17 protein-coding genes are annotated in these 18,627 nt (G+C 67.0%); 10 read left to right on the forward strand and 7 right to left on the reverse strand.

Annotated elements, in window-relative coordinates; translation table 11 throughout:
• The 5 genes from AOZ53_RS07620 to AOZ53_RS07640 all read left to right on the forward strand — a co-directional run.
• Positions 1-338, forward strand: a 338-nt coding sequence (locus AOZ53_RS07620) for a c-type cytochrome (protein WP_156333317.1), incomplete at its 5' end; no start/stop codon positions are given.
• On the forward strand, positions 335-1,267 hold the full coding sequence (locus AOZ53_RS07625; protein WP_054477395.1) for a c-type cytochrome: 933 nt from the start codon (positions 335-337) through the stop codon (positions 1,265-1,267). The genes AOZ53_RS07620 and AOZ53_RS07625, both read left to right, overlap by 4 nt.
• Before the next feature lie 84 nt (positions 1,268-1,351).
• A complete protein-coding gene (gmk, locus tag AOZ53_RS07630) occupies positions 1,352-1,984 on the forward strand; it encodes a guanylate kinase (RefSeq protein ID WP_076413045.1) in 633 nt (210 codons plus the stop codon).
• Positions 1,985-2,030: 46 nt separating this feature from the next.
• A complete protein-coding gene (gene rpoZ, locus AOZ53_RS07635) occupies positions 2,031-2,234 on the forward strand; it encodes a DNA-directed RNA polymerase subunit omega (protein WP_006394760.1) in 204 nt (67 codons plus the stop codon).
• Between the two features lie 22 nt (positions 2,235-2,256).
• Positions 2,257-4,551, forward strand: coding sequence for a RelA/SpoT family protein (locus tag AOZ53_RS07640; protein ID WP_006394759.1), 2,295 nt, complete (start codon positions 2,257-2,259; stop codon positions 4,549-4,551).
• Between the two features lie 135 nt (positions 4,552-4,686).
• On the opposite strand, the gene glnQ is transcribed toward AOZ53_RS07640, so the two are convergent.
• From glnQ to glnH, 3 genes are all read right to left on the reverse strand, one after another.
• A complete protein-coding gene (gene glnQ / locus AOZ53_RS07645; RefSeq protein WP_054431401.1) occupies positions 4,687-5,415 on the reverse strand; it encodes a glutamine ABC transporter ATP-binding protein GlnQ in 729 nt (242 codons plus the stop codon).
• Positions 5,412-6,068: a glutamine ABC transporter permease GlnP gene (gene glnP / locus AOZ53_RS07650; RefSeq protein WP_035360348.1), complete on the reverse strand. Its 657-nt coding sequence runs from the start codon at positions 6,066-6,068 to the stop codon at positions 5,412-5,414. Before glnP ends, glnQ begins: the two co-directional genes overlap by 4 nt.
• 166 nt (positions 6,069-6,234) lie before the next feature.
• Positions 6,235-6,987, reverse strand: a complete 753-nt coding sequence (gene glnH / locus AOZ53_RS07655) for a glutamine ABC transporter substrate-binding protein GlnH (RefSeq protein WP_054431400.1) — start codon at positions 6,985-6,987, stop codon at positions 6,235-6,237.
• A 165-nt stretch (positions 6,988-7,152) separates the two neighbouring features.
• Here glnH and AOZ53_RS07660 point away from each other — a divergent pair, with 165 nt between their 5' ends.
• Entirely contained in the window at positions 7,153-8,193 is a 1,041-nt protein-coding gene (locus AOZ53_RS07660) for a C45 family autoproteolytic acyltransferase/hydolase (protein ID WP_054487448.1), read from the forward strand.
• Between the two features lie 52 nt (positions 8,194-8,245).
• Here the strand turns inward: AOZ53_RS07660 and AOZ53_RS07665 are convergent, their stop codons facing one another.
• From AOZ53_RS07665 to nudC, 3 genes are all read right to left on the reverse strand, one after another.
• Positions 8,246-11,869, reverse strand: a complete 3,624-nt coding sequence (locus AOZ53_RS07665) for a hydantoinase B/oxoprolinase family protein (protein ID WP_054487450.1) — start codon at positions 11,867-11,869, stop codon at positions 8,246-8,248.
• A gap of 85 nt (positions 11,870-11,954) precedes the next feature.
• Positions 11,955-12,464 carry a winged helix DNA-binding protein gene (locus tag AOZ53_RS07670; protein WP_006388202.1) on the reverse strand — a complete coding sequence of 170 codons (510 nt, stop codon included), beginning with the start codon at positions 12,462-12,464 and terminating at the stop codon, positions 11,955-11,957.
• A gap of 134 nt (positions 12,465-12,598) precedes the next feature.
• Complete coding sequence (gene nudC / locus AOZ53_RS07675) at positions 12,599-13,369, reverse strand: NAD(+) diphosphatase (RefSeq protein WP_054487452.1); 771 nt, start codon at positions 13,367-13,369, stop codon at positions 12,599-12,601.
• A 268-nt stretch (positions 13,370-13,637) separates the two neighbouring features.
• Between nudC and AOZ53_RS07680 the strand changes: the two genes are divergently transcribed.
• From AOZ53_RS07680 to AOZ53_RS07695, 4 genes are all read left to right on the forward strand, one after another.
• A complete protein-coding gene (locus AOZ53_RS07680; protein ID WP_054487454.1) occupies positions 13,638-14,612 on the forward strand; it encodes a TRAP transporter substrate-binding protein in 975 nt (324 codons plus the stop codon).
• A 7-nt stretch (positions 14,613-14,619) separates the two neighbouring features.
• On the forward strand, positions 14,620-15,120 hold the full coding sequence (locus tag AOZ53_RS07685; RefSeq protein ID WP_054487456.1) for a TRAP transporter small permease: 501 nt from the start codon (positions 14,620-14,622) through the stop codon (positions 15,118-15,120).
• Positions 15,113-16,414, forward strand: coding sequence for a TRAP transporter large permease (locus tag AOZ53_RS07690; protein WP_054431395.1), 1,302 nt, complete (start codon positions 15,113-15,115; stop codon positions 16,412-16,414). The genes AOZ53_RS07685 and AOZ53_RS07690 overlap by 8 nt, the downstream gene beginning before the upstream one ends.
• A 334-nt stretch (positions 16,415-16,748) precedes the next feature.
• On the forward strand, positions 16,749-17,819 hold the full coding sequence (locus AOZ53_RS07695; protein ID WP_054487458.1) for a porin: 1,071 nt from the start codon (positions 16,749-16,751) through the stop codon (positions 17,817-17,819).
• A gap of 97 nt (positions 17,820-17,916) precedes the next feature.
• Here the strand turns inward: AOZ53_RS07695 and AOZ53_RS07700 are convergent, their stop codons facing one another.
• Entirely contained in the window at positions 17,917-18,624 is a 708-nt protein-coding gene (locus AOZ53_RS07700; protein WP_054431392.1) for an ABC transporter ATP-binding protein, read from the reverse strand.
• Between the last annotated feature and the right edge of the window lie 3 nt (positions 18,625-18,627).

An 18,627-nucleotide genomic window follows, 5' to 3' on the forward strand; every position in this document is an offset into this window, starting at 1 on the left:
AGCTGGCCAAGCCGGACGACACCGGCGCCTGGCTCGCCACGCGCGGCGCCTGGGACAAGAACGTCCCCGCCTGCAACCAGTGCCACGGCCCCGGCGGCATCGGCGTCGGCGCCAACTTCCCCAGCCTGGCCGGCCAGCCCGCGGCCTACATCGCCGGCCAGTTGCGTGCCTGGCGCCAGGGCCAGCGCCCGCCCGGCCCGCTGGGCCTGATGCCGGCCGTCGCCACCCGCCTGACCGACGCCGAGATCGACGCCGTGTCCGCCTATTACGCCGGCCTGCCCAAGGCCGCCGACCTGCTTGCCGCGCAAGCCAACACCGCCGCGGGAGCCAAGCCATGAATCCGATCCGCCACCGCTTCGCCCGCCTGTTGCTGCTGGCCGCCGTGGGCGCCGGCGCGCTGATGTCGACCGCGACGGCCGCCGCCGCCGACGCGCGCCCCGCATTCACGCCGCCCAGCGCCGCGTCGCTGCCCGACACCGAATTCGGCAAGATCGTGCGCCAGGGCGAACAGATCTTCCTGCACACGCCGCAGAACGCCAGCAAGTTCGTCGGCAACGACCTGAACTGCGCCAGCTGCCACCTGGACGCCGGCCGCCGGCCCGATTCCGCGCCGATGTGGGCGGCCTACGTGCTGTATCCGGCCTACCGGGCCAAGAACGGCCACGTCAACACGCTGGCCGAGCGCCTGCAGGGCTGTTTCCGCTTCAGCATGAACGGCAAGCCGCCGGCCGCCGACGATCCGGTGCTGACCGCGCTGCAGACCTACATGTTCTGGCTGGCCAGCAAGGCGCCCACCGGCGTGGCCCTCAAGGGCCAGGGCTACCTGAAGCTGCCGGCGCCGGCGCAGAAGGCCGACTACGTGCGCGGCAGCGAGGTCTACGCCCAGTACTGCGCCGTCTGCCACGGCGCCGAGGGCAAGGGACAGAAGAACGGCGAGCACTGGGTGTTCCCGGCGCTGTGGGGGCCGGATTCCTTCAACTGGGGCGCCGGCATGCACCAGATCGGCAACGCCGCCGGCTTCATCAAGGCCAACATGCCGCTGGGCCAGGCGGGGATGCTGAGCGACCAGGAGGCCTGGGACGTGGCGTATTTCATGAACGCGCATGAACGGCCGCAGGATCCGCGCTACACCGAATCGGTCGCCAAGACCCGCGCCAAGTACCACGACTCCGACGATTCGCTGTACGGCATCGAGGTCAACGGCCACCTGCTCGGCAGCGATTCGCCCGCGCCGGGCGGCAAGCTGACGCAGGCGGCAGCCCGCTGACGGCGCGGCGCGGCGGGTTTTCCCCCTGCCGCGCCGCGCGATTTGCTATCCTTCGGGTCTCGGCATCACACGCTCGTCACATTCATGCACGCCACTTCCGGCAATGTTTTCATGGTCGTCGCCCCCAGCGGCGCCGGCAAATCCAGCCTGGTCAAGGCCTTGCTGCAGCAAGACCCGTCCATTCTCCTGTCCGTCTCCTGCACCACCCGTGCGCCCCGCCCCGGCGAGGAAGACGGCCGCGAATACCGCTTCATCGGCATCGACGAATTCAAGCAGCTGCGCGACGAGCAGCGGCTGCTGGAATGGGCCGAGGTGCATGGCAATTTCTACGGCACGCCGCGCGACCGCATCGACGAAGCCACCCGCGAAGGCCGCGACGTGCTGCTGGAGATCGACTGGCAGGGCGCGCGCCAGGTGCGCCAGCGTTTTCCCGGCGCGATCGGCATCTTCGTGCTGCCGCCGTCCATCGAGGAACTCGAAAGCCGGCTCAAGGCGCGCGGCCAGGATGCGCCGCAAGTGATCGCGCGCCGGCTGATGGCCGCGGGCGGCGAAATCGCGCACGCGCCTGAATGCGAATATGTTATTATTAATCAAGAATTTAGCGTAGCCTTGTCGGAACTGACTCAAATCGTCAGCGCCGCTCGGCTGCGTTTTTCGTCTCAGGCCGCCCGCCACGCCGAATTATTCGCGCAACTCGGCATCCCGGCAGCCCACTGAAACGAATCCGCATTCTCCCTATCCACCATCAGCACCAGGTGTCCTAATGGCTCGCATTACCGTCGAAGACTGTCTGAATCAGATCCCCAACCGTTTCAAGCTCACGCTGGCCGCCACCTACCGCGCCCGCGAGCTGGCGCAAGGCCATGCCCCGCGCCTGGACAGCAAAGACAAGCCCACCGTCACGGCCCTGCGCGAAATCGCGGGCGGCCTCACCGGCGCGGAAATGCTGCGTAAAGTTCCCACCTGATCTTCTCCGGGGGGCGGCAAGCATGGCTTTTCCCGGGCTGAAGTACGCTTCATCTGGTCTGCTTGCCGCGCTCCGTGCCGGCTCCCGTCTCGGGCGCCGCACCGGCAAGAAAGACAAGAATTCCCCCACGCCAGCCTCCGTCGCCGCGCAAGAAGCGGCGGATGCGACCGCCTCGCCGGTCGCCTCGCTGGCACCGCTGACCGAAATCATCGGCAGCTATCTCGACAAGAAAGATGTAGAACGCGTCCGCGAAGCCTACCGCTTCGCCGATCAGGCGCACCTGGGCCAGTTCCGCGCCAGCGGTTCGCCCTACATCTCGCACCCCATCGCCGTCACGGAAATCTGCGCGGGCTGGAAGCTCGACGCGAACGCGTTGTCCGCCGCCCTGCTGCACGACGTGATGGAAGACCAGGGCATCGCCAAGCACGAGCTGGCCGAGAAATTCGGCCCTGAAGTCGCCGAGCTGGTCGATGGCCTGTCCAAGCTGGACCGCCTGGACTTCGCCACCAAGGCCGAGCAGCAGGCCGAGAGTTTCCGCAAGATGCTGCTGGCGATGGCGCGCGACGTGCGCGTCATCCTCATCAAGCTGGCCGACCGCCTGCACAACATGCGCACGCTGGACGCGGTCAACCCCGAGAAGCGCCGCCGCATCGCCCGCGAAACGCTGGACATCTACGCGCCCATCGCCCACCGGCTGGGCCTGAACCTGCTGTTCCGCGAACTGCAGGACCTGTGCTTCGCGGCCATGTACCCGAACCGCTATCAGGTGCTGTACAAGGCCGTGCTGGCCGCGCGCGGCAACCGCCGCGAAGTGATCGGCAAGATCGCCGATTCGGTGCGCGCCGCCCTGCCGGCCGCCGGCATCGAGGCCGAGGTCACCGGCCGCGAGAAGACGCTGTTCGGCATCTACCGCAAGATGGTCGACCAGAAGAAGTCGTTCTCCGACGTGCTCGACATCTACGGTTTCCGCGTCATCGTCCACACGCTGCCCGAGTGCTACCTGGCGCTGGGCACGCTGCACCAGCTGTACCGGCCGGTGCCCGGCAAGTTCAAGGACTACATCGCGATCCCCAAGGTCAACGGCTACCAGTCGCTGCACACGACGCTGGTGGGCCCCTACGGCACGCCGGTGGAATTCCAGTTCCGCACCCGCGACATGCATCACGTGGCCGAGGAAGGCGTGGCCTCGCACTGGCTGTACAAGGGCGCCGACCTGACGCTCAACGACCTGCAGAAACGCACCCACCAGTGGCTGCAATCGCTGCTGGACATCCAGAGCCAGACCGGCGATTCGGGCGAGTTCCTCGAACACGTCAAGGTCGACCTGTTCCCGGACGCCGTCTACGTCTTCACCCCGCGCGGCAAGATCATCTCGCTGCCGCGCGGCGCGACGCCGGTGGACTTCGCCTACGCCATCCATACCGACATCGGCAACCAGGCGGTGGCGGCCAAGGTCAACGGCGAGTTCGTGCCGCTGCGCACGGAACTGAACAGCGGCGACACGGTGGAAATCGTCACCTCGCCCGCCTCGCGCCCGAACGCGCAATGGCTCAACTACGTGCGCACCGGCCGCGCCCGCTCCGAGATCCGCCACTACCTGCGCACCGTCAAGTACGAGGAATCGGTGGCCTTCGGCGAGCGCCTGCTGGGCCAGGCCCTGCAAGAGCTGCACATGCCGCTGCCGGCCACCGACGATCCGGCCTGGCAGAAGCTGGCGCGCAGCACCGGCGCCAGCTCGCGCGAGGAAATCCTGGCCGACATCGGCCTGGGCAAGCGCCTGGCCGCCGTGGTGGCGCGCCGCTTCGCGCCCGAGCACCAACTGGTGGCCACCACCGCCGCGGCGGTGGACGAGCTGACCTCGGCCCGCAGCGCCCCGATCCTGATCCAGGGCAACGAAGGCCAGGCGGTGCAGCTGGCGCCGTGCTGCGGCCCGCTGCCCGGCGACCCGATCATCGCCGGCATGCGCATGGGCCACGGCCTGGTGGTGCACACCGCCGACTGCCCGGTGGCCATGCGCCAGCGCCTGCGCGAACCGGAACGCTGGATCAACGTCGCCTGGGACGCCCACACCGCCAAGCACCTGGCCACGCGCCTGGACATCGTCACCCGCAACGAGCGTGGCGTGCTGGGCCGGCTGGCCGCCGAAGTCACGGCGGCCGACGCCAACATCATGCATGTGACGATGCACGATGACGCGGTCTCGACCGTGTCGCTGCACCTGACCATCCAGGTCGATAGCCGCAAGCACCTGGCGCAGGTGATCCGCGCCATCCGCCACGTGCCGCAAGTGCAGAAGATCGTGCGCGTGAAAGGCTGAAGGGGGAGCCCACCCCCGAAGCGCTGCGCGCTTCCCCCTCAAGGGGGCATGTCTACGGACCGGCGGAGCCGGATCCGTGACATCCCGCTTGGGGGCGTTCTCATTGCGGCCTTTGAAGCGTGGGGCGATCCGCGCTCAGGCAACGTGTTGCAGGAAGTCCTTCAGGCGCTGGCTGGGCGGATTGTCCAGCAGCTCGGCCGGCGGACCGTCGTGCGCGATCTTGCCTGCGTCGATGAAGATCAGGCGGCTGCCGACCTTGCGCGCGAACTCCATTTCGTGCGTGACCACCACCATGGTCATGCCCTCCTCGGCCAGGTCGCGCATCACCTTCAGCACTTCGTGGCGCAGTTCCGGGTCGAGCGCCGAGGTCGGCTCGTCGAACAGCATCAGCTTGGGCTTGATCGCCAGCGCGCGGGCGATCGCCACGCGCTGCTGCTGGCCGCCCGACAGCTCGGACGGGTAGTGGTTCATGCGCTCGCCCAGCCCGACCTTGCGCAGCAACTGCTCGGCCAGTTCGCGCGCCTCGTCGCGGCTCTGGCCGCGCGTGTGCACCGGCCCGAACATGACGTTCTGCAGCGCGGTCATCTGCGGGAACAGATTGAACTGCTGGAACACCATGCCGGCCTCGCGGCGGATCTCGCGCACCTGCGCCGCGCCGCCATGCACGCTCAGGCCGTCAACGAGCAGGTCGCCGCCATTGATCGTCTCAAGCACGTTGATGCAGCGCAGGAAGGTGGACTTGCCGGAACCGGACGGCCCCACCACCACGACCACTTCGCCCGCATCGATATTGAGCGAGATGCCGTTCAGGACGGTGGACTCGCCGAACGTCTTGGTGACGTCATGAAATTCAACCATGCTCATAGTATGCGCATCCTTTTTTCCACCAGGTGCAGGATCAGCGCCATCGTGCCCGTCAGGATCAGGTAGACGATGGCGATCGCCGACCAGATCTCGACCGCGCGGAAGTTGCTGGCCATGATTTCCTGGCCCTGGCGGGTCAGTTCCGCGACGCCGATCACGATGAACAGCGACGAATCCTTCAGGCTGATGATGCACTGGTTGCCCAGCGGCGGAATCATGCGGCGGAACGCCACCGGCCCGATGATGTGGAACAGGATCTTGTGGAACGGCAGGCCCATCGCCTGCCCGGCTTCCTTCAGGCCCTTGTGCACCGATAGCAGCGAGCCGCGCACGATCTCGGAGATATAGGCGCCCGAGTTGATGATGAGCGTGACGATGGCCGCCCACTCGGCGTCCACCCGGATGTTCGCCAGCAGCGGCAAGGCGAAATAAATGAACATCACCTGCACCACGATCGGCGTGCCGCGGATCACCGCGACGTACACCTGGGCGATGCCCGACAGGATCGGGTGCCCGTAGGCCCGGGTCACGCCGGAGAGCGCGCCCAGCAGGAACCCGCCGAACAGGCCCCAGAAAGTGATCTTGATGGTCATCTGCGTGCCCACCCACAGGTTGGGCAGCGCATCCATCACTACATTCCAGTCAAAATCCACGATTACCCCTCAATGGCGCACCAGCGCGCCGCATCACGGCGGGAACGCCCGGCGGCGCAAGCGACTCGGGGCCGCCCCGTCCCGGGCCCGGCGTCGCCGGAGCGAAGCGCCGGGGCCCCAGACTGCCGGGCGGCCCCGAAATGCAACATCAATCCGACAGGGAAGCTCAGGGCTTCTTGCCGAACCACTTCTCGTAGATGGCGTCGTACTGGCCGTTGGACTTGAGCGTGGCCAGGGCCTTGTTGACCTGCGGCACCAGTTCGCTGCCCTTGGGGAAGGCGATGCCGTAGAAGTCGCCGCTCTTGACCGAGCCGACCACCTTGACGCGGCCCTTGCCAGCCGTGTTGGCGTAGTACTGGACGTTGGGCGTGTCGTGCACGGCGGCGTCGACCCGGCCGGTGGCCAGTTCCAGGTAGGCGTTGTCGATGTTGGGGAACAGCTTGAGCTTGGCGTCCGGCACCTGGGCCTTCAGGAAGTCCACGGTGGCGGTGCCGGTCTTGACCGCGACGGTCTTGCCAGCCAGCGACTTGGCGTCCTTGATGTCGGTGTTCTTGTCGCCGACCAGGATGGCCAGGCCGCTTTCGTAGTAGGGATCGGAGAAGTCGATCACCTTCTTGCGGTCGTCACGGATGGTGATGCCGGCCAGCGCGACGTCGATGTTCTTGGTCTGCAGGCCAGGGATGATGCCGTTGAAGTCCATCGGCTGCAGCTTGTACTTGACGTTCAATTCCTTGGCGATGGCGGCCCACAGGTCGACGTCGAAGCCGGTGTAGGTGTTGCCTTGCTTGAACTCGAACGGCACGAAAGCGGTATCGGTGGCCACCACCAATTCCTTGCCTTGGGCGTAGGCGCCGGAGGCGGCGCCAAACATGGCCACGGACAGGCCGACCAAGGCGGCGGCGACTTTACGTTTAATCATGAAACTCTCCTCTTGGGGGCCGATAGCACCCGGGTTTTAGTTGGAACATGATGCGCGGGCCACGCCGGGATCGCCGGAGCAACTTACGGGGCATGTTAACGCATCCGTCCCCACCGCAGAGAGCTTAGAAAAATTACAATCCGCATGACACCCCGGAGAATCCCCATGCCCTACAAGTATGTACGCATCGCCGGCAACCGGCGCCAGGTCGGCGCGGCGCTGGGCAAGCTGGCCCGCCCGCTGATGGCGACCTACCTGGACCAGAGCGCCACCTGGAAGGCGCTGCGCCCCTGGCGCGGCCACCCGTACCTGGACGAGCTGGGCGAACAGGCCCGGACCGCCCTGCCCGCCCTGTGGGACGAACTGGAGGGGCTGGCCGAGGGGCTGGACATGCCGCTGGCCGACGTGCTGTTGTGGAATTGCCGCGGCGACCTTCTGCACAGCAGCGGCAGCGGCGACGGCTGCACCTCGGTGGCGCTGAAAGCCGCCGACGGCACCCGCTGGATCGGCCACAACGAGGACGGCGACCCCTACCTTTACGGCCGCTGCCACCTGGTCGACGTGGCGCTGGAGGACGCGCCGGGCTACCTGAGTTTCTACTATCCGGGTTCGCTGCCGGGCCATACCTTCGGCGCCAACCGCGCCGGCCTGGTGCAGACCATCAACAACCTGCGCACCCGGCAACGCCATGCCGGCGTGCCGCGCATGCTGCTGGCCCGCGCGGTGCTCGACTGCGCCACGCTGGACGAGGCGGTGGCGCTGCTGCGCGACACCCCGCGCGCGGGGGGCTTTCACCATACGCTGGGATCGGCGGCCGACGCGCGCATTTTCAGTGTCGAAGCGACACCGGGCACCGCCTCGGCGCAGGAAATCGGCACCCGGTATGGCCACGCCAACCATATGGTGCACCAGGCCAGCCGGGGGCAATCGCAGATCATCACCGACTCGTCGCGCGACCGCCAGCGCCGCATCGAGGGCATCGTCGACACCTGGTCCCCCGCCACCACGGGCGCCGACCTGCTGGCGGCGCTGCACGATACCGAAGGCGATTTGCCGATCCTGCGCACCGATGCCGCGGACCCGGATGGCGAAAACACGCTCGCCACCGCGATCTTCGAGATCGGCGATGGCGAGGTGACGTTGCGGGTCTATGACCGCAAGGCCAAGGCGGAGATCGTGCTGGATGTGATGAACGATCCGGAGTGACGGGGCGACCCGTGATGACCATCCCGGATCGCCCCGCCCTCATGCCGCCGACTCAACGGGCGCCGTAGCCCCCGCCTCCCGGCGTTTCGACCACGAACACGTCGCCCGGATGCAGCTGGGCGCTGTCCTGCGGACCGAGTTCCTGGACCGAGCCGTCGATGCGTTCGACGTAGTTGCGGCCCATCGCGCCCGGTTCGCCGCCGGCCAGGCCGAACGGCGCGTGCAGGCGGTTGTTGGACAGGATCGCGGCGGTCATGTCTTCCAGGAAGCGGATGCGACGCACGCCGCCGTTGCCGCCGGCATAGCGCCCCGCGCCGCCCGAACCGTGGCGGATCTCGTACGATTCGAGCCGCACCGGGAAGCGGAACTCCAGCACTTCGGGGTCGGTGAGACGCGAGTTGGTCATGTGCGCCTGCACCACCGAGGTGCCGGGGAAGCCTTCATCGGCCGGACCGGCGGCGTCGATGCGCACGGGCCCCGCGCCGGTGCCGCCCGAGATGGTCTCGTAGTACTGGTGGCGCGCGTTGCCGAAGGTGAAGTTGTTCATGGTGCCCTGGCTGGCGGCCAGCACGCCGAGCGCGCCGTACAGCGCGTTGACGATGCACATGGACGTCTCGACGTTGCCCGCCACCACCGAGGCCGGCGGGTTCGGACGCAGCATCGAGCCTTCCGGCAGGATGATGGACAGCGGCACGAGGCAGCCGTCGTTCAGCGGGATGTCGTCGTTGACCAGGGTGCGGAACACGTACAGCACCGCGGCCACGGCGATGGCGCCCGGGGCGTTGAAGTTGTTGTCCAGCTGGTCCGACGTGCCGGTGAAGTCGACCACGGCGCTGCGCGCCTGGTTGTCGACCCGCACCGCGACGCGGATGACCGCGCCGTTGTCCAGCGGATACTCGTAGCTGCCGTCCTTGAGCACCGAGATCACGCGGCGCACCGCCTCTTCGGCGTTGTCCTGCACGTGGCCCATGTAGGCCCGCACCACGTCCAGCCCGAAGTGATCGCACATGCGCAGCAGTTCCTGCACGCCCTTTTCGTTGGCGGCGATCTGCGCGTGCATGTCGGCGATGTTCTGGTCCGGATTGCGCGCCGGCCAGCGGCCCGAGCCGAGGATGTCGCGCGCGGCCTGTTCACGGAACTCGCCGCCCTTGACCAGCTGGAAGTTGGTGAACAGCACGCCTTCGTCTTCGACCGTCTTCGAATCCGGCGGCATCGAGCCCGGCGTGGTGCCGCCGATGTCGGCGTGGTGGCCGCGCGAGCCGACGTAGAACAGGATCTCGCCGCCCTTGCGGTCGAACACCGGCGTGATCACCGTGACGTCCGGCAGGTGGGTGCCGCCGTGGTACGGGTCGTTGACCACGTAGGCGTCGCCCGGCTGCATGCGGCCGGCATTGGCGTTCATGACGGTGCGCACCGACTCGCCCATGGAGCCCAGGTGCACCGGCATGTGCGGCGCGTTGGCGATCAGGCGGGCCTTGGCATCGAAGATGGCGCAGGAGAAGTCCAGGCGTTCCTTGATGTTGACCGAGTATGCCGTGTTCTGCAGGCGGTAGCCCATCTGCTCGGCGATCGACATGAACAGGTTGTTGAACACCTCCAGCATCACCGGGTCGGCCTGGGTGCCGACGGCGCGGCGCTGCGGACGGGCCTCGACGCGGCGGATCACGAAGTGGTCCTGCTGCGTCAGCTCGGCCTGCCAGCCGGGTTCGACCACGGTGGTCTGGTTCGGCTCGGAGATGATGGCGGGACCCGCCACCACGTCGCCGCCGGCCATGTCTTCACGCACGTACAACGGGGTGTCGCGCCAGGCGCCGCCGCTGTACATGCGCACCGCGCGGCGCGGCGCCAGCGCGCCGTCGCGGCTGCGCGAGGCGGGCGTCTCGGTGACGCGCTCGCCGCCGCCGGTGGCTTCCACCGAGATGGTCTCCACCACCAGTTCGCGGTTGGGCATGAGGAACGAATAGCGCTGGCGGTAGGCTGCCTCAAAATCCGCGCGCGCCTGTTCCAGCGTGCCATAGGCCACGTCCAGCGCGGTGTCGGTGCCGCGGTACTTCAGGTGCAGGCGGCGCTGCACCTGGATGTCGTTGTCGGCCACGTGCTGGCGGCGCAGTTCGCCCACGGCCTGCTCGGCCAGCGCGTCCAGCTCGCCTTGCAGCTCGGCCATCAGCGCGGCGTCGAGCACCTTCTCGACGGTCTTCTGGCGCATGTCGGTCTGGTCCGCCAGGCCCATGCCGTAGGCCGACAGCACGCCGCCCAGCGGGTGCGCGAACACGGTGGTCATGCCGAGCGCGTCGGCCACCAGGCAGGCGTGCTGGCCGCCGGCGCCGCCGAACACGGTCAGCGCGTACTCGGTGACGTCGTGGCCGCGCTGCACCGAGATGCGCTTGATCGCTTCGGCCATGTTGCCGACGGCGATTTCGAGGAAGCCCTCGGCCAGCTGTTCCGGCGTCATGTCTCGGCCGGTGGCGGCGCGGACCTCGTCGGCCATGGCTTCGAAGCGCTGCACGACGGCGTCGCGGTCCAGCGCTTCGTCGGCGTCGGGGCCGAACACCTTGGGGAAGAAATCAGGCTGGATCTTGCCGAGCAGCACGTTGCAGTCGGTCACGGCCAGCGGGCCGCCGCGGCGGTAGCAGGCGGGGCCGGGGTTGGCGCCGGCCGAATCCGGGCCGACGCGCAGGCGCGCGCCGTCGAAATGCAGGATCGAGCCGCCGCCGGCCGCGACCGTGTGGATGCTCATCATCGGCGCGCGCATGCGCACGCCGGCCACCAGGGTCTCGAATTCGCGTTCGAATTCGCCGGCGTAGTGCGACACGTCGGTGGAGGTGCCGCCCATGTCGAAGCCGATGACCTTGTCGAAGCCGGCCTGCTCGCTGGTGCGCACCATGCCGACGATGCCGCCGGCCGGGCCGGACAGGATGGCGTCCTTGCCGCGGAAGCGGTGCGCGTCGGTCAGGCCGCCGCTCGATTGCATGAACATCAGGCGGATGCCGGGCAGCTCACTGGCCACCTGGTCGACGTAGCGCTTGAGGATGGGCGACAGGTAGGCGTCGACCACCGTGGTGTCGCCGCGCGAGACGTACTTGATCAGCGGGCTGACCTCGTGCGAGGCCGACACCTGGGTGAAGCCGATCTCGCGCGCGATGCGGGCGGCGCGCTGTTCGTGAGCGGTGGCGTGCCAGGCGTGCATGAAGACGATGGCGACCGTGCGGATGCCGCTGTCGTAGGCCGCCTGCATGTCGCGGCGCAGCGCCGCTTCGTCCAGGTCGCGGATCACTTCGCCGTCGGCGGCGACGCGCTCGTCGGCCTCGACCACGGCCTCGTAGAGCATTTCCGGCAGCAGCACGTTGCGGTCGAACAGGCGCGGACGGTTCTGGTAGGCGATGCGCAGGCCATCGCGGAAGCCGCGGGTGGTCACCAGCAGCGTGCGTTCGCCCTTGCGCTCGAGCAGCGCGTTGGTGGCGACCGTGGTGCCCATCTTGACGCATTCGACCTGCTCGGCCGGCACCGGCTGGCCGGGCGCGATGCCCAGCAGCTTGCGGATGCCCGCCACCGCCGCGTCGCGGTACTGCTCGGGGTTCTCCGACAGCATCTTCGCGGTGGTGGTGGTGCCGTCGGGGCGGCGCGCCACGATGTCGGTGAAGGTGCCCCCACGATCAATCCAGAATTGCCACTTCATATTCATCCTCGGGTACAAGAAGCCGCCACGGCGCTGCCGGCCGCGGCGTGCGGGTTGTGGTACGGGGCGTGGCCCCGCGTATCGGTTACAGGGAGGTCGCGGCGCGCGCGGCCTGGTCGTACAGGCCGGACAGGGCGCGCAGCGTGTGCGCCAGCTGGCGGCTGAATTCCAGGCCGCCCCCGCCCGGCGCATCGAGGCCGGCGGTCAGGCATTGCTCGCGGATTTCGCCGTAGCGCTTGATGATGGCCGCGCCCTCGGGCGTGACGCTGTAGAACACTTCCTTGCTGGCGCGCTCGCCCTTGACCACGCCCAGGCGGTCGAGCTTTTTCAGCGCGTAATTGACGATGTGCGTGTCTTCGACGTTGAGCGTGAAGCAGATGTCGGCCAGCTTCTTGGGGCGCTGGCGATGGAACACGTGGTGGAACACCATGACGTCGGTGGGCGTCAGGTCGGGCAGGCCCGCCGCGGCCATGCAGCGCACGGTCCAGCGGTCAAAGGCGTGGCTGGCGATCATCAGGCCGAATTCGACTTCGGACAGATCGGGCGCGCTGCCTCCGGCCAGGTGGGCCGACGAGGCGATCAGCGTGGAGGTCATAACGGCTGCGCAACAAGTTTATCTGCGCGAAATACTAATAATTTATCTATATTTCATCAATAAAAAATAAATCAGGGACACAAAAAAACCCTCGTTTCGAGGGAATACCCTAGGGATGGCGGGCCGCCTGGACGCTACGGCGCGTCCCAGCCCGCCGGCAGGTGCGCGCGGATCAGCGAACCGGCGATGGAGATGCGCGCCGCGATCTCGGGCATCGGGTCGCCCGGGCCGAACCATTGCGCATGGGCGATCTCGTCTTCCTGCACGCGGATGTCGCCGGACACGTACTCGGCCGTGTAGGCCACCATCAGCGAATGCGGGAACGGCCACGACTGGCTGCCGAAGTACTTGAGGTTGCCGACCTTCAGGCCGACCTCTTCCAGCACCTCGCGATGCACCGTCTGCTCGATGCTCTCGCCCGGCTCGACGAAGCCGGCCAGCGCCGTGTAGCGCCCGGTGGCGTTGGCGGTGTGGCGCGCCAGCAGGATGCTGTCGCCCTTGCGGATCAGCACCATCATGGCCGGCGAGATGCGCGGATAGGCCGAGAACCCGCAGGCCGGGCAGCGCTGGCAGAACTCGCCGCTGACGCGCGTGGTGGCGGCGCCGCAGGCGCCGCAGAAACGGTGGGTACGGGCCCATTCGGCGATCTGGTAGGCGCGCCCCGCGAGGGCCATGCGTTCTTCGTCCAGCACCCCGAACAGGGACCGCAGCTTCTTGAAGGCGTAGCCATGCGGCGCCTCGATGCCCGGCTCGACATGCGCGGCGCGGGCCGGCGATTCGGGCGCGGCCCAGACCGGCTGCAAGGCCTCGGCCCCGAGCCCGGCGCGCACACAGGCGTCCAGGTCCGGCAATACGCTGGTGGCTTCCTCGACCAGCAACTCGTCACGACGAAAAACGAAATTCACACGACCCTCTGCGACACGACTGTGATGACGAGATCTTAGAAGAAAAACCACGCGGCGATGCGCCGCCGACGCAACATTTCAATCTTCAAGCATCGTGGCGGCGCGGCCTAGGAATTACCCGTAAACGCGCATTTACAGGAACTTTGTGACCAGCAGGCAACATAGAATGGCACGGCTTTTCAGCTGTGCGTCATGTTGCGCCACGCTCTTTTTTCGCAATGCCTTTCGGGCCCCGCCCCGCACTCATCATTCGCAAAGAAGGACCATCATGTTCAAGAAGCTCTCGCTGTTGACCGGCAGCCTTATCGTGGCATTCAGCGCCGGTGCCCAGGCCCAGACCAAGTGGGACCTGCCCAGCGCCTACCCCGCCAGCAACTTCCACGTGGAAAACCTGACGACCTTCATCAAGGACGTCGACACGCTGTCGGAAGGCAAGCTCAAGATCACGCTGCACAACAACGCCTCGCTGTACAAGGCGCCCGAGATCAAGCGCGCGGTGCAAGGCAACCAGGCCCAGATCGGCGAGATCCTGCTGACCAACTTCGCCAACGAAGACCCGATCTACGAACTGGACGGCCTGCCCTTCCTGGCCACCGGCTACGACGCCTCGTTCAAGCTGTACCAGGCGCAGAAGCCGTTCCTGGAAAAGAAGCTGAATTCGCACGGCATGACGCTGCTGTACGCGGTGGCCTGGCCCCCCCAGGGCATCTTCGCCAACAAGGACATCAAGCAGATCAGCGACATGAAGGGCCTGAAGTGGCGCGCCTACAGCCCGGTGACCGCCAAGATCGCCGAACTGGTCGGCGCCCAGCCGGTGACGGTGCAGCAGGCCGAACTGTCGCAGGCCCTGGCCACCGGCGTGATCGACTCGTACATGTCGTCGGCCTCCACCGGCTACGACACCAAGACCTACGAGTACATCAAGAAGTTCTACGACACCCAGGCCTGGCTGCCCAAGAACGCCGTGATCGTCAACAAGAAGGCGTTCGACGCGCTCGACCCGGCCACCCAGGAAGCGCTGAAGAAGGCCGGCGCGCAGGCCGAGGAACGCGGCTGGAAGCTGTCGCAGGAAAAGAACAAGTGGTACCAGGAAGAGCTGGCCAAGAACGGCATGGAGACGATCAAGCCCACGGTCGAGCTCAAGGAAGGCCTGTCGGTGATCGGCAAGCGCATGCTGGATGACTGGCTCAAGAAGGCCGGCGCCGACGGCCAGGCCATGATCGACGCCTACCGGAAGCAGTGATATCGCCATGCGCCGCTTTCTGGATGGACTTTACGGCGCGGCCGGCCTGCTGGCCGGCCTGTGCACAATCGGTGTATTGGTGGCGGTGCTGGCCGCGATCGTCGCGCGCCAGCTCGGCCTGAACATCCCCGGCACGGACGCCTATGCCGGGTATTTCATGGCCGCCGCGGGCTTCCTGGCGCTGGCCAGCACTTTCAAGCATAGCGAACACATCCGCGTGACGCTGGTCTTGAACGCGCTGTCGCCGGCCGGCAGCCGCCGCCTGGATATCTTCGCGCTGGGGATCGGCTGCCTGATGGCCGCCGCCTTCGCCTTCTTCAGCGTCAAGCTCACTTACGACTCCTGGCAGTTCAACGACATCTCCACGTCCAACGACGCCACGCCGCTGTGGATTCCGCAGCTCAGCATGGCCGTAGGCACGGTCCTGTTCCTGGTCGCCCTGCTCGATGAGCTGGTTCGCCGTTCTCGCGGCCTGGCCGCCGCCACCTCGCAGCAAACCCATGAATGAACTTCTCGTCATTACCCTGCTGGTCGTCTCGATCTTCGCGTTCCTGGGATGCGGCGTCTGGGTCGGCCTGACGCTGGCGGGCACCGCCTGGATCGGCATGGAGATCTTCTCCAGCCGGCCGGCCGGCGACGCCATGGCCGTCACCATCTGGGGCGCCTCGTCGAGCTGGACGCTGACCGCCCTGCCCCTGTTCCTGTGGATGGGCGAGATCCTGTTCCGCACCCGCCTGTCGGAGGACCTGTTCAAGGGCCTGGCGCCGTGGCTGAACCGGCTGCCCGGCCGGCTGCTGCACACCAACGTCATCGGCTGCGCCATCTTCGCGGCGGTGTCGGGCTCGTCGGCGGCCACCTGCGCCACCGTCGGCAAGATGACCATCCCCGAGCTGACGCGCCGCGGCTATCCCGAGGCCAAGATCCTGGGCACGCTGTCGGGCGCCGGCACGCTGGGGCTGCTGATCCCGCCGTCGATCATCATGATCGTCTACGGCGTGGCGGCGGACGTGTCGATCGCCAAGCTGTTCATCGCGGGCATCGTGCCGGGCATCCTGCTGGCGCTGCTGTTCATGGGCTACATCGCCTGGTGGGCGATCCGCAACCCCGATGAAGTGCCGGCGGCCGATCCCGGCCTGACCTTCAAGGAGAAGCTGTCGCGTTCGCGCCACCTGATCCCGGTGATGCTGCTGATCGGCGCGGTGCTGGGCTCGATCTACACCGGCATCGCCACGGCCACCGAGGCCGCGGCGGTCGGCGTGGTCGGCGCGCTGATCCTGTCCGGCCTGCAGGGCTCGCTGAACCGTGCCACCTTCATGCAATCGCTGCTGGGCGCCACCCGGCTGTACTGCATGATCGCCCTGATCCTGGCGGGCGCGCAGTTCCTGACGCTGGCGATGGGCTACATCGGCCTGCCGCGGGCGCTGGCCGAATGGATCGGCGGCCTGGGCCTGTCGCAGTTCTGGCTGATCATGGCGCTGATGGTGTTCTTCATCATCCTGGGCTGCTTCCTGGACGGCATTTCCATCGTGGTGCTGACCATGGGCGTGCTGCTGCCGACCGTGCAGGCGGCCGGCATCGACCTGATCTGGTTCGGCATCTTCATCGTTTTCGTTGTGGAAATGGCACAGATCACGCCGCCGGTGGGCTTCAATCTGTTCGTGCTGTCGGGCATGAGCGGACGCGAACTGCCCTATATCGCGCGCGCCTCGCTGCCGATGTTCTTCCTGATGATCCTGGCCGTGCTGCTGTTGTACGTGGTGCCCGGCATCGCCACGTGGCTGCCGCTGCACATGACGCTGTGATCGCGTAACGCCCCCCGAAACCCCGTTCTCGCAACGGGGTTTTTTTTGGAACAATCGCCTGATTGTTTCAACAATCGCCTTTTTTGTAATTCTGTAAACCCAGGGAAAACGCGAAAAAGATAAACGCACTACACAAGCCGTAACTTTTTTAGAATCCCCTGGCGTTCCAGTGCGCACCAAGATGGCGCATGGACGCAACCAGGGCCAATGCTCCGGACCCGCGCCAACCCCTGGCGTCGGTGCAACGGCCCCGCTCCAGGCGAACCGCCAGGCGCATCCAGCCGAGCCAAAAGCCCGGTTTATGCCAAGAACAGAAACATTAGGAGAAGCCTTCGTGAAACGCATCACCCTCTCGCTCGCCGCAGCCGGTCTCGGTCTGGCCGCCGGCGCCGCCTCGGCGGAAACCAGCGTCACCCTGTACGGTATCGCCGACGTCAGCATGCGCTACGTCAACACCAGCTCCGGCTCGACCGGCGTGGACGGCAGCCGCATCTCGATGGAAAACGGCGCCATCTCCAACAGCCGCTGGGGCCTGCGCGGCTCGGAAGACCTGGGCGACGGCAACCGCGCCTTCTTCCGCCTGGAGCAAGGCTTCAACGTGCAGAACGGCAAGTCGTCCGATTCCAGCAAGACCTTCAACCGTCTGGCCTACGTCGGCCTGGATGGCGGCAAGATCGGCGCGCTGACCCTGGGTCTGCAAAACACGGTGATCCAGGACCTGATGGCCGATTACTTCGATCCGCTGACGGTCGGTAACTACAACGAGAACTCGTGGCTGCCCGCCGCCATGGGCCGCGTGCGCAACAACAACTCGTTCCGCTACTCGAACACGCTGGGCGACCTGAACGTGATCGCGCAGTGGGCCAACGGCGACAAGTGGTCGGACCGCAAGGCCGGCCAGCAGATGGGCGTCAGCCTGCGCTACACCGTCGGCCAGCTGGGCCTGGGCGCCGCCTACCAGAACACCTACGAAGGCAACGATTCCGAACTGCGCCAGCGCGTCTGGAACTTCAGCGCCTCGTACCAGTTCGAAAGCGCCAAGGTCTTCGCCGGCTACTTTAACGGCCGCGACCAGACCGGCTGGGTCAACGCCGTCATGGGTGGCACCACCACCGCGCAACTGGACCGCAAGGACAACGGCTACTTCGCCGGCGTGACCTGGCAGGCCACCTCGCGCTGGGCCCTGACCGGCGCCGCCTACTTCGACCAGAGCAAGAACGTGGTCGAAGACGGCGACAAGGGTAAGCGCTACGCCCTGGTGGCCGTGGCCGAATACGCCCTGTCCAAGCGCACCCAGGTGTACGGCACCGTGGACTACAACAAGGTCCGTGACGCCGCCACCGGTGAAATCGCCGGCCGTACCAGCCAGCTGGGCGCCGGTGTAGGCATCCGCCACATCTTCTAAGTCTCGCGACTTACGGCCCCACCCCCGGCCGCATATCAAAAAGCCCGTCGCGCGAGCGACGGGCTTTTTTTATGCCGCGACCGGACGCGGCCCCGCGCTACATGCCCAGATACGCCTTGCGCACCTCGTCCGAGGCCGCCAGCTCGGCCGCGTCGCCCGACAGCGCAATGCGCGCGCTCTGCATCACATAGGCGCGCGACGCCACTTCCAGCGCCTGCGTCATGTTCTGCTCGACCAGCAGCACCGACAGGCCGTCGTCGCGGTTCAACGCGGCCAGGGCGTCGAACACCTGCTCGACCAGCAGCGGCGACAGGCCCAGGCTGGGCTCGTCGATCAGCAACAGCCGCGGCCCGCTCATGAGGGCGCGGCCGATCGCCAGCATCTGCCGTTCGCCGCCGGACATGGTGCCGGCGAGCTGCTCCCGGCGCTCTTTCAGGCGCGGAAACAGCGCGTAGACCTTGTCCAGCCGCTCCTGGTAGACGCGTTCGTCGCGCACGGTGTACGCCCCCAGCCGCAGGTTCTGCTCGACCGGCTGGCGCGCGAACACCCGCGCGCCTTCCGGAATCATCGCGATGCCCTGCTTGACCAGCTGGTCCGGCGGCGTTCCGGTGATGTCGCGCCCTTCGAAGACGACCCGCCCTTCCCTGGGCTTGACCGAACCGATGATGGCCAGCAGCGTGCTGGATTTGCCGGCGCCGTTGGCGCCCAGCAGCGCGGCGATTTCCCCCTGGCGCACTTCCAGCGACACGTCGCGCACGGCCTGCACGCCGCCGTAGGCCACGCTCAGGTTGTCGACCTTCAACATCAC

Source organism: Achromobacter sp. 2789STDY5608621 (genome assembly GCF_001299375.1).
Taxonomy (GTDB): domain Bacteria; phylum Pseudomonadota; class Gammaproteobacteria; order Burkholderiales; family Burkholderiaceae_B; genus Achromobacter; species Achromobacter insuavis.

What these genes read in the sequence shown, in the direction of transcription:
- AOZ53_RS07625 (WP_054477395.1), top strand. Translation starts at nt 335, where the DNA reads ATGAATCCGATCCGCCACCGCTTCGCCCGCCTGTTGCTGCTGGCCGCC.
- gmk (WP_076413045.1), top strand. Translation starts at nt 1,352, where the DNA reads ATGCACGCCACTTCCGGCAATGTTTTCATGGTCGTCGCCCCCAGCGGC.
- rpoZ (WP_006394760.1), top strand. Translation starts at nt 2,031, where the DNA reads ATGGCTCGCATTACCGTCGAAGACTGTCTGAATCAGATCCCCAACCGT.
- AOZ53_RS07640 (WP_006394759.1), top strand. Translation starts at nt 2,257, where the DNA reads ATGGCTTTTCCCGGGCTGAAGTACGCTTCATCTGGTCTGCTTGCCGCG.
- glnQ (WP_054431401.1), bottom strand. Translation starts at nt 5,415, where the DNA reads ATGAGCATGGTTGAATTTCATGACGTCACCAAGACGTTCGGCGAGTCC.
- glnH (WP_054431400.1), bottom strand. Translation starts at nt 6,987, where the DNA reads ATGATTAAACGTAAAGTCGCCGCCGCCTTGGTCGGCCTGTCCGTGGCC.
- AOZ53_RS07660 (WP_054487448.1), top strand. Translation starts at nt 7,153, where the DNA reads ATGCCCTACAAGTATGTACGCATCGCCGGCAACCGGCGCCAGGTCGGC.
- AOZ53_RS07665 (WP_054487450.1), bottom strand. Translation starts at nt 11,869, where the DNA reads ATGAAGTGGCAATTCTGGATTGATCGTGGGGGCACCTTCACCGACATC.
- AOZ53_RS07670 (WP_006388202.1), bottom strand. Translation starts at nt 12,464, where the DNA reads ATGACCTCCACGCTGATCGCCTCGTCGGCCCACCTGGCCGGAGGCAGC.
- AOZ53_RS07680 (WP_054487454.1), top strand. Translation starts at nt 13,638, where the DNA reads ATGTTCAAGAAGCTCTCGCTGTTGACCGGCAGCCTTATCGTGGCATTC.
- AOZ53_RS07685 (WP_054487456.1), top strand. Translation starts at nt 14,620, where the DNA reads ATGCGCCGCTTTCTGGATGGACTTTACGGCGCGGCCGGCCTGCTGGCC.
- AOZ53_RS07690 (WP_054431395.1), top strand. Translation starts at nt 15,113, where the DNA reads ATGAATGAACTTCTCGTCATTACCCTGCTGGTCGTCTCGATCTTCGCG.
- AOZ53_RS07700 (WP_054431392.1), bottom strand. Translation starts at nt 18,624, where the DNA reads ATGTTGAAGGTCGACAACCTGAGCGTGGCCTACGGCGGCGTGCAGGCC.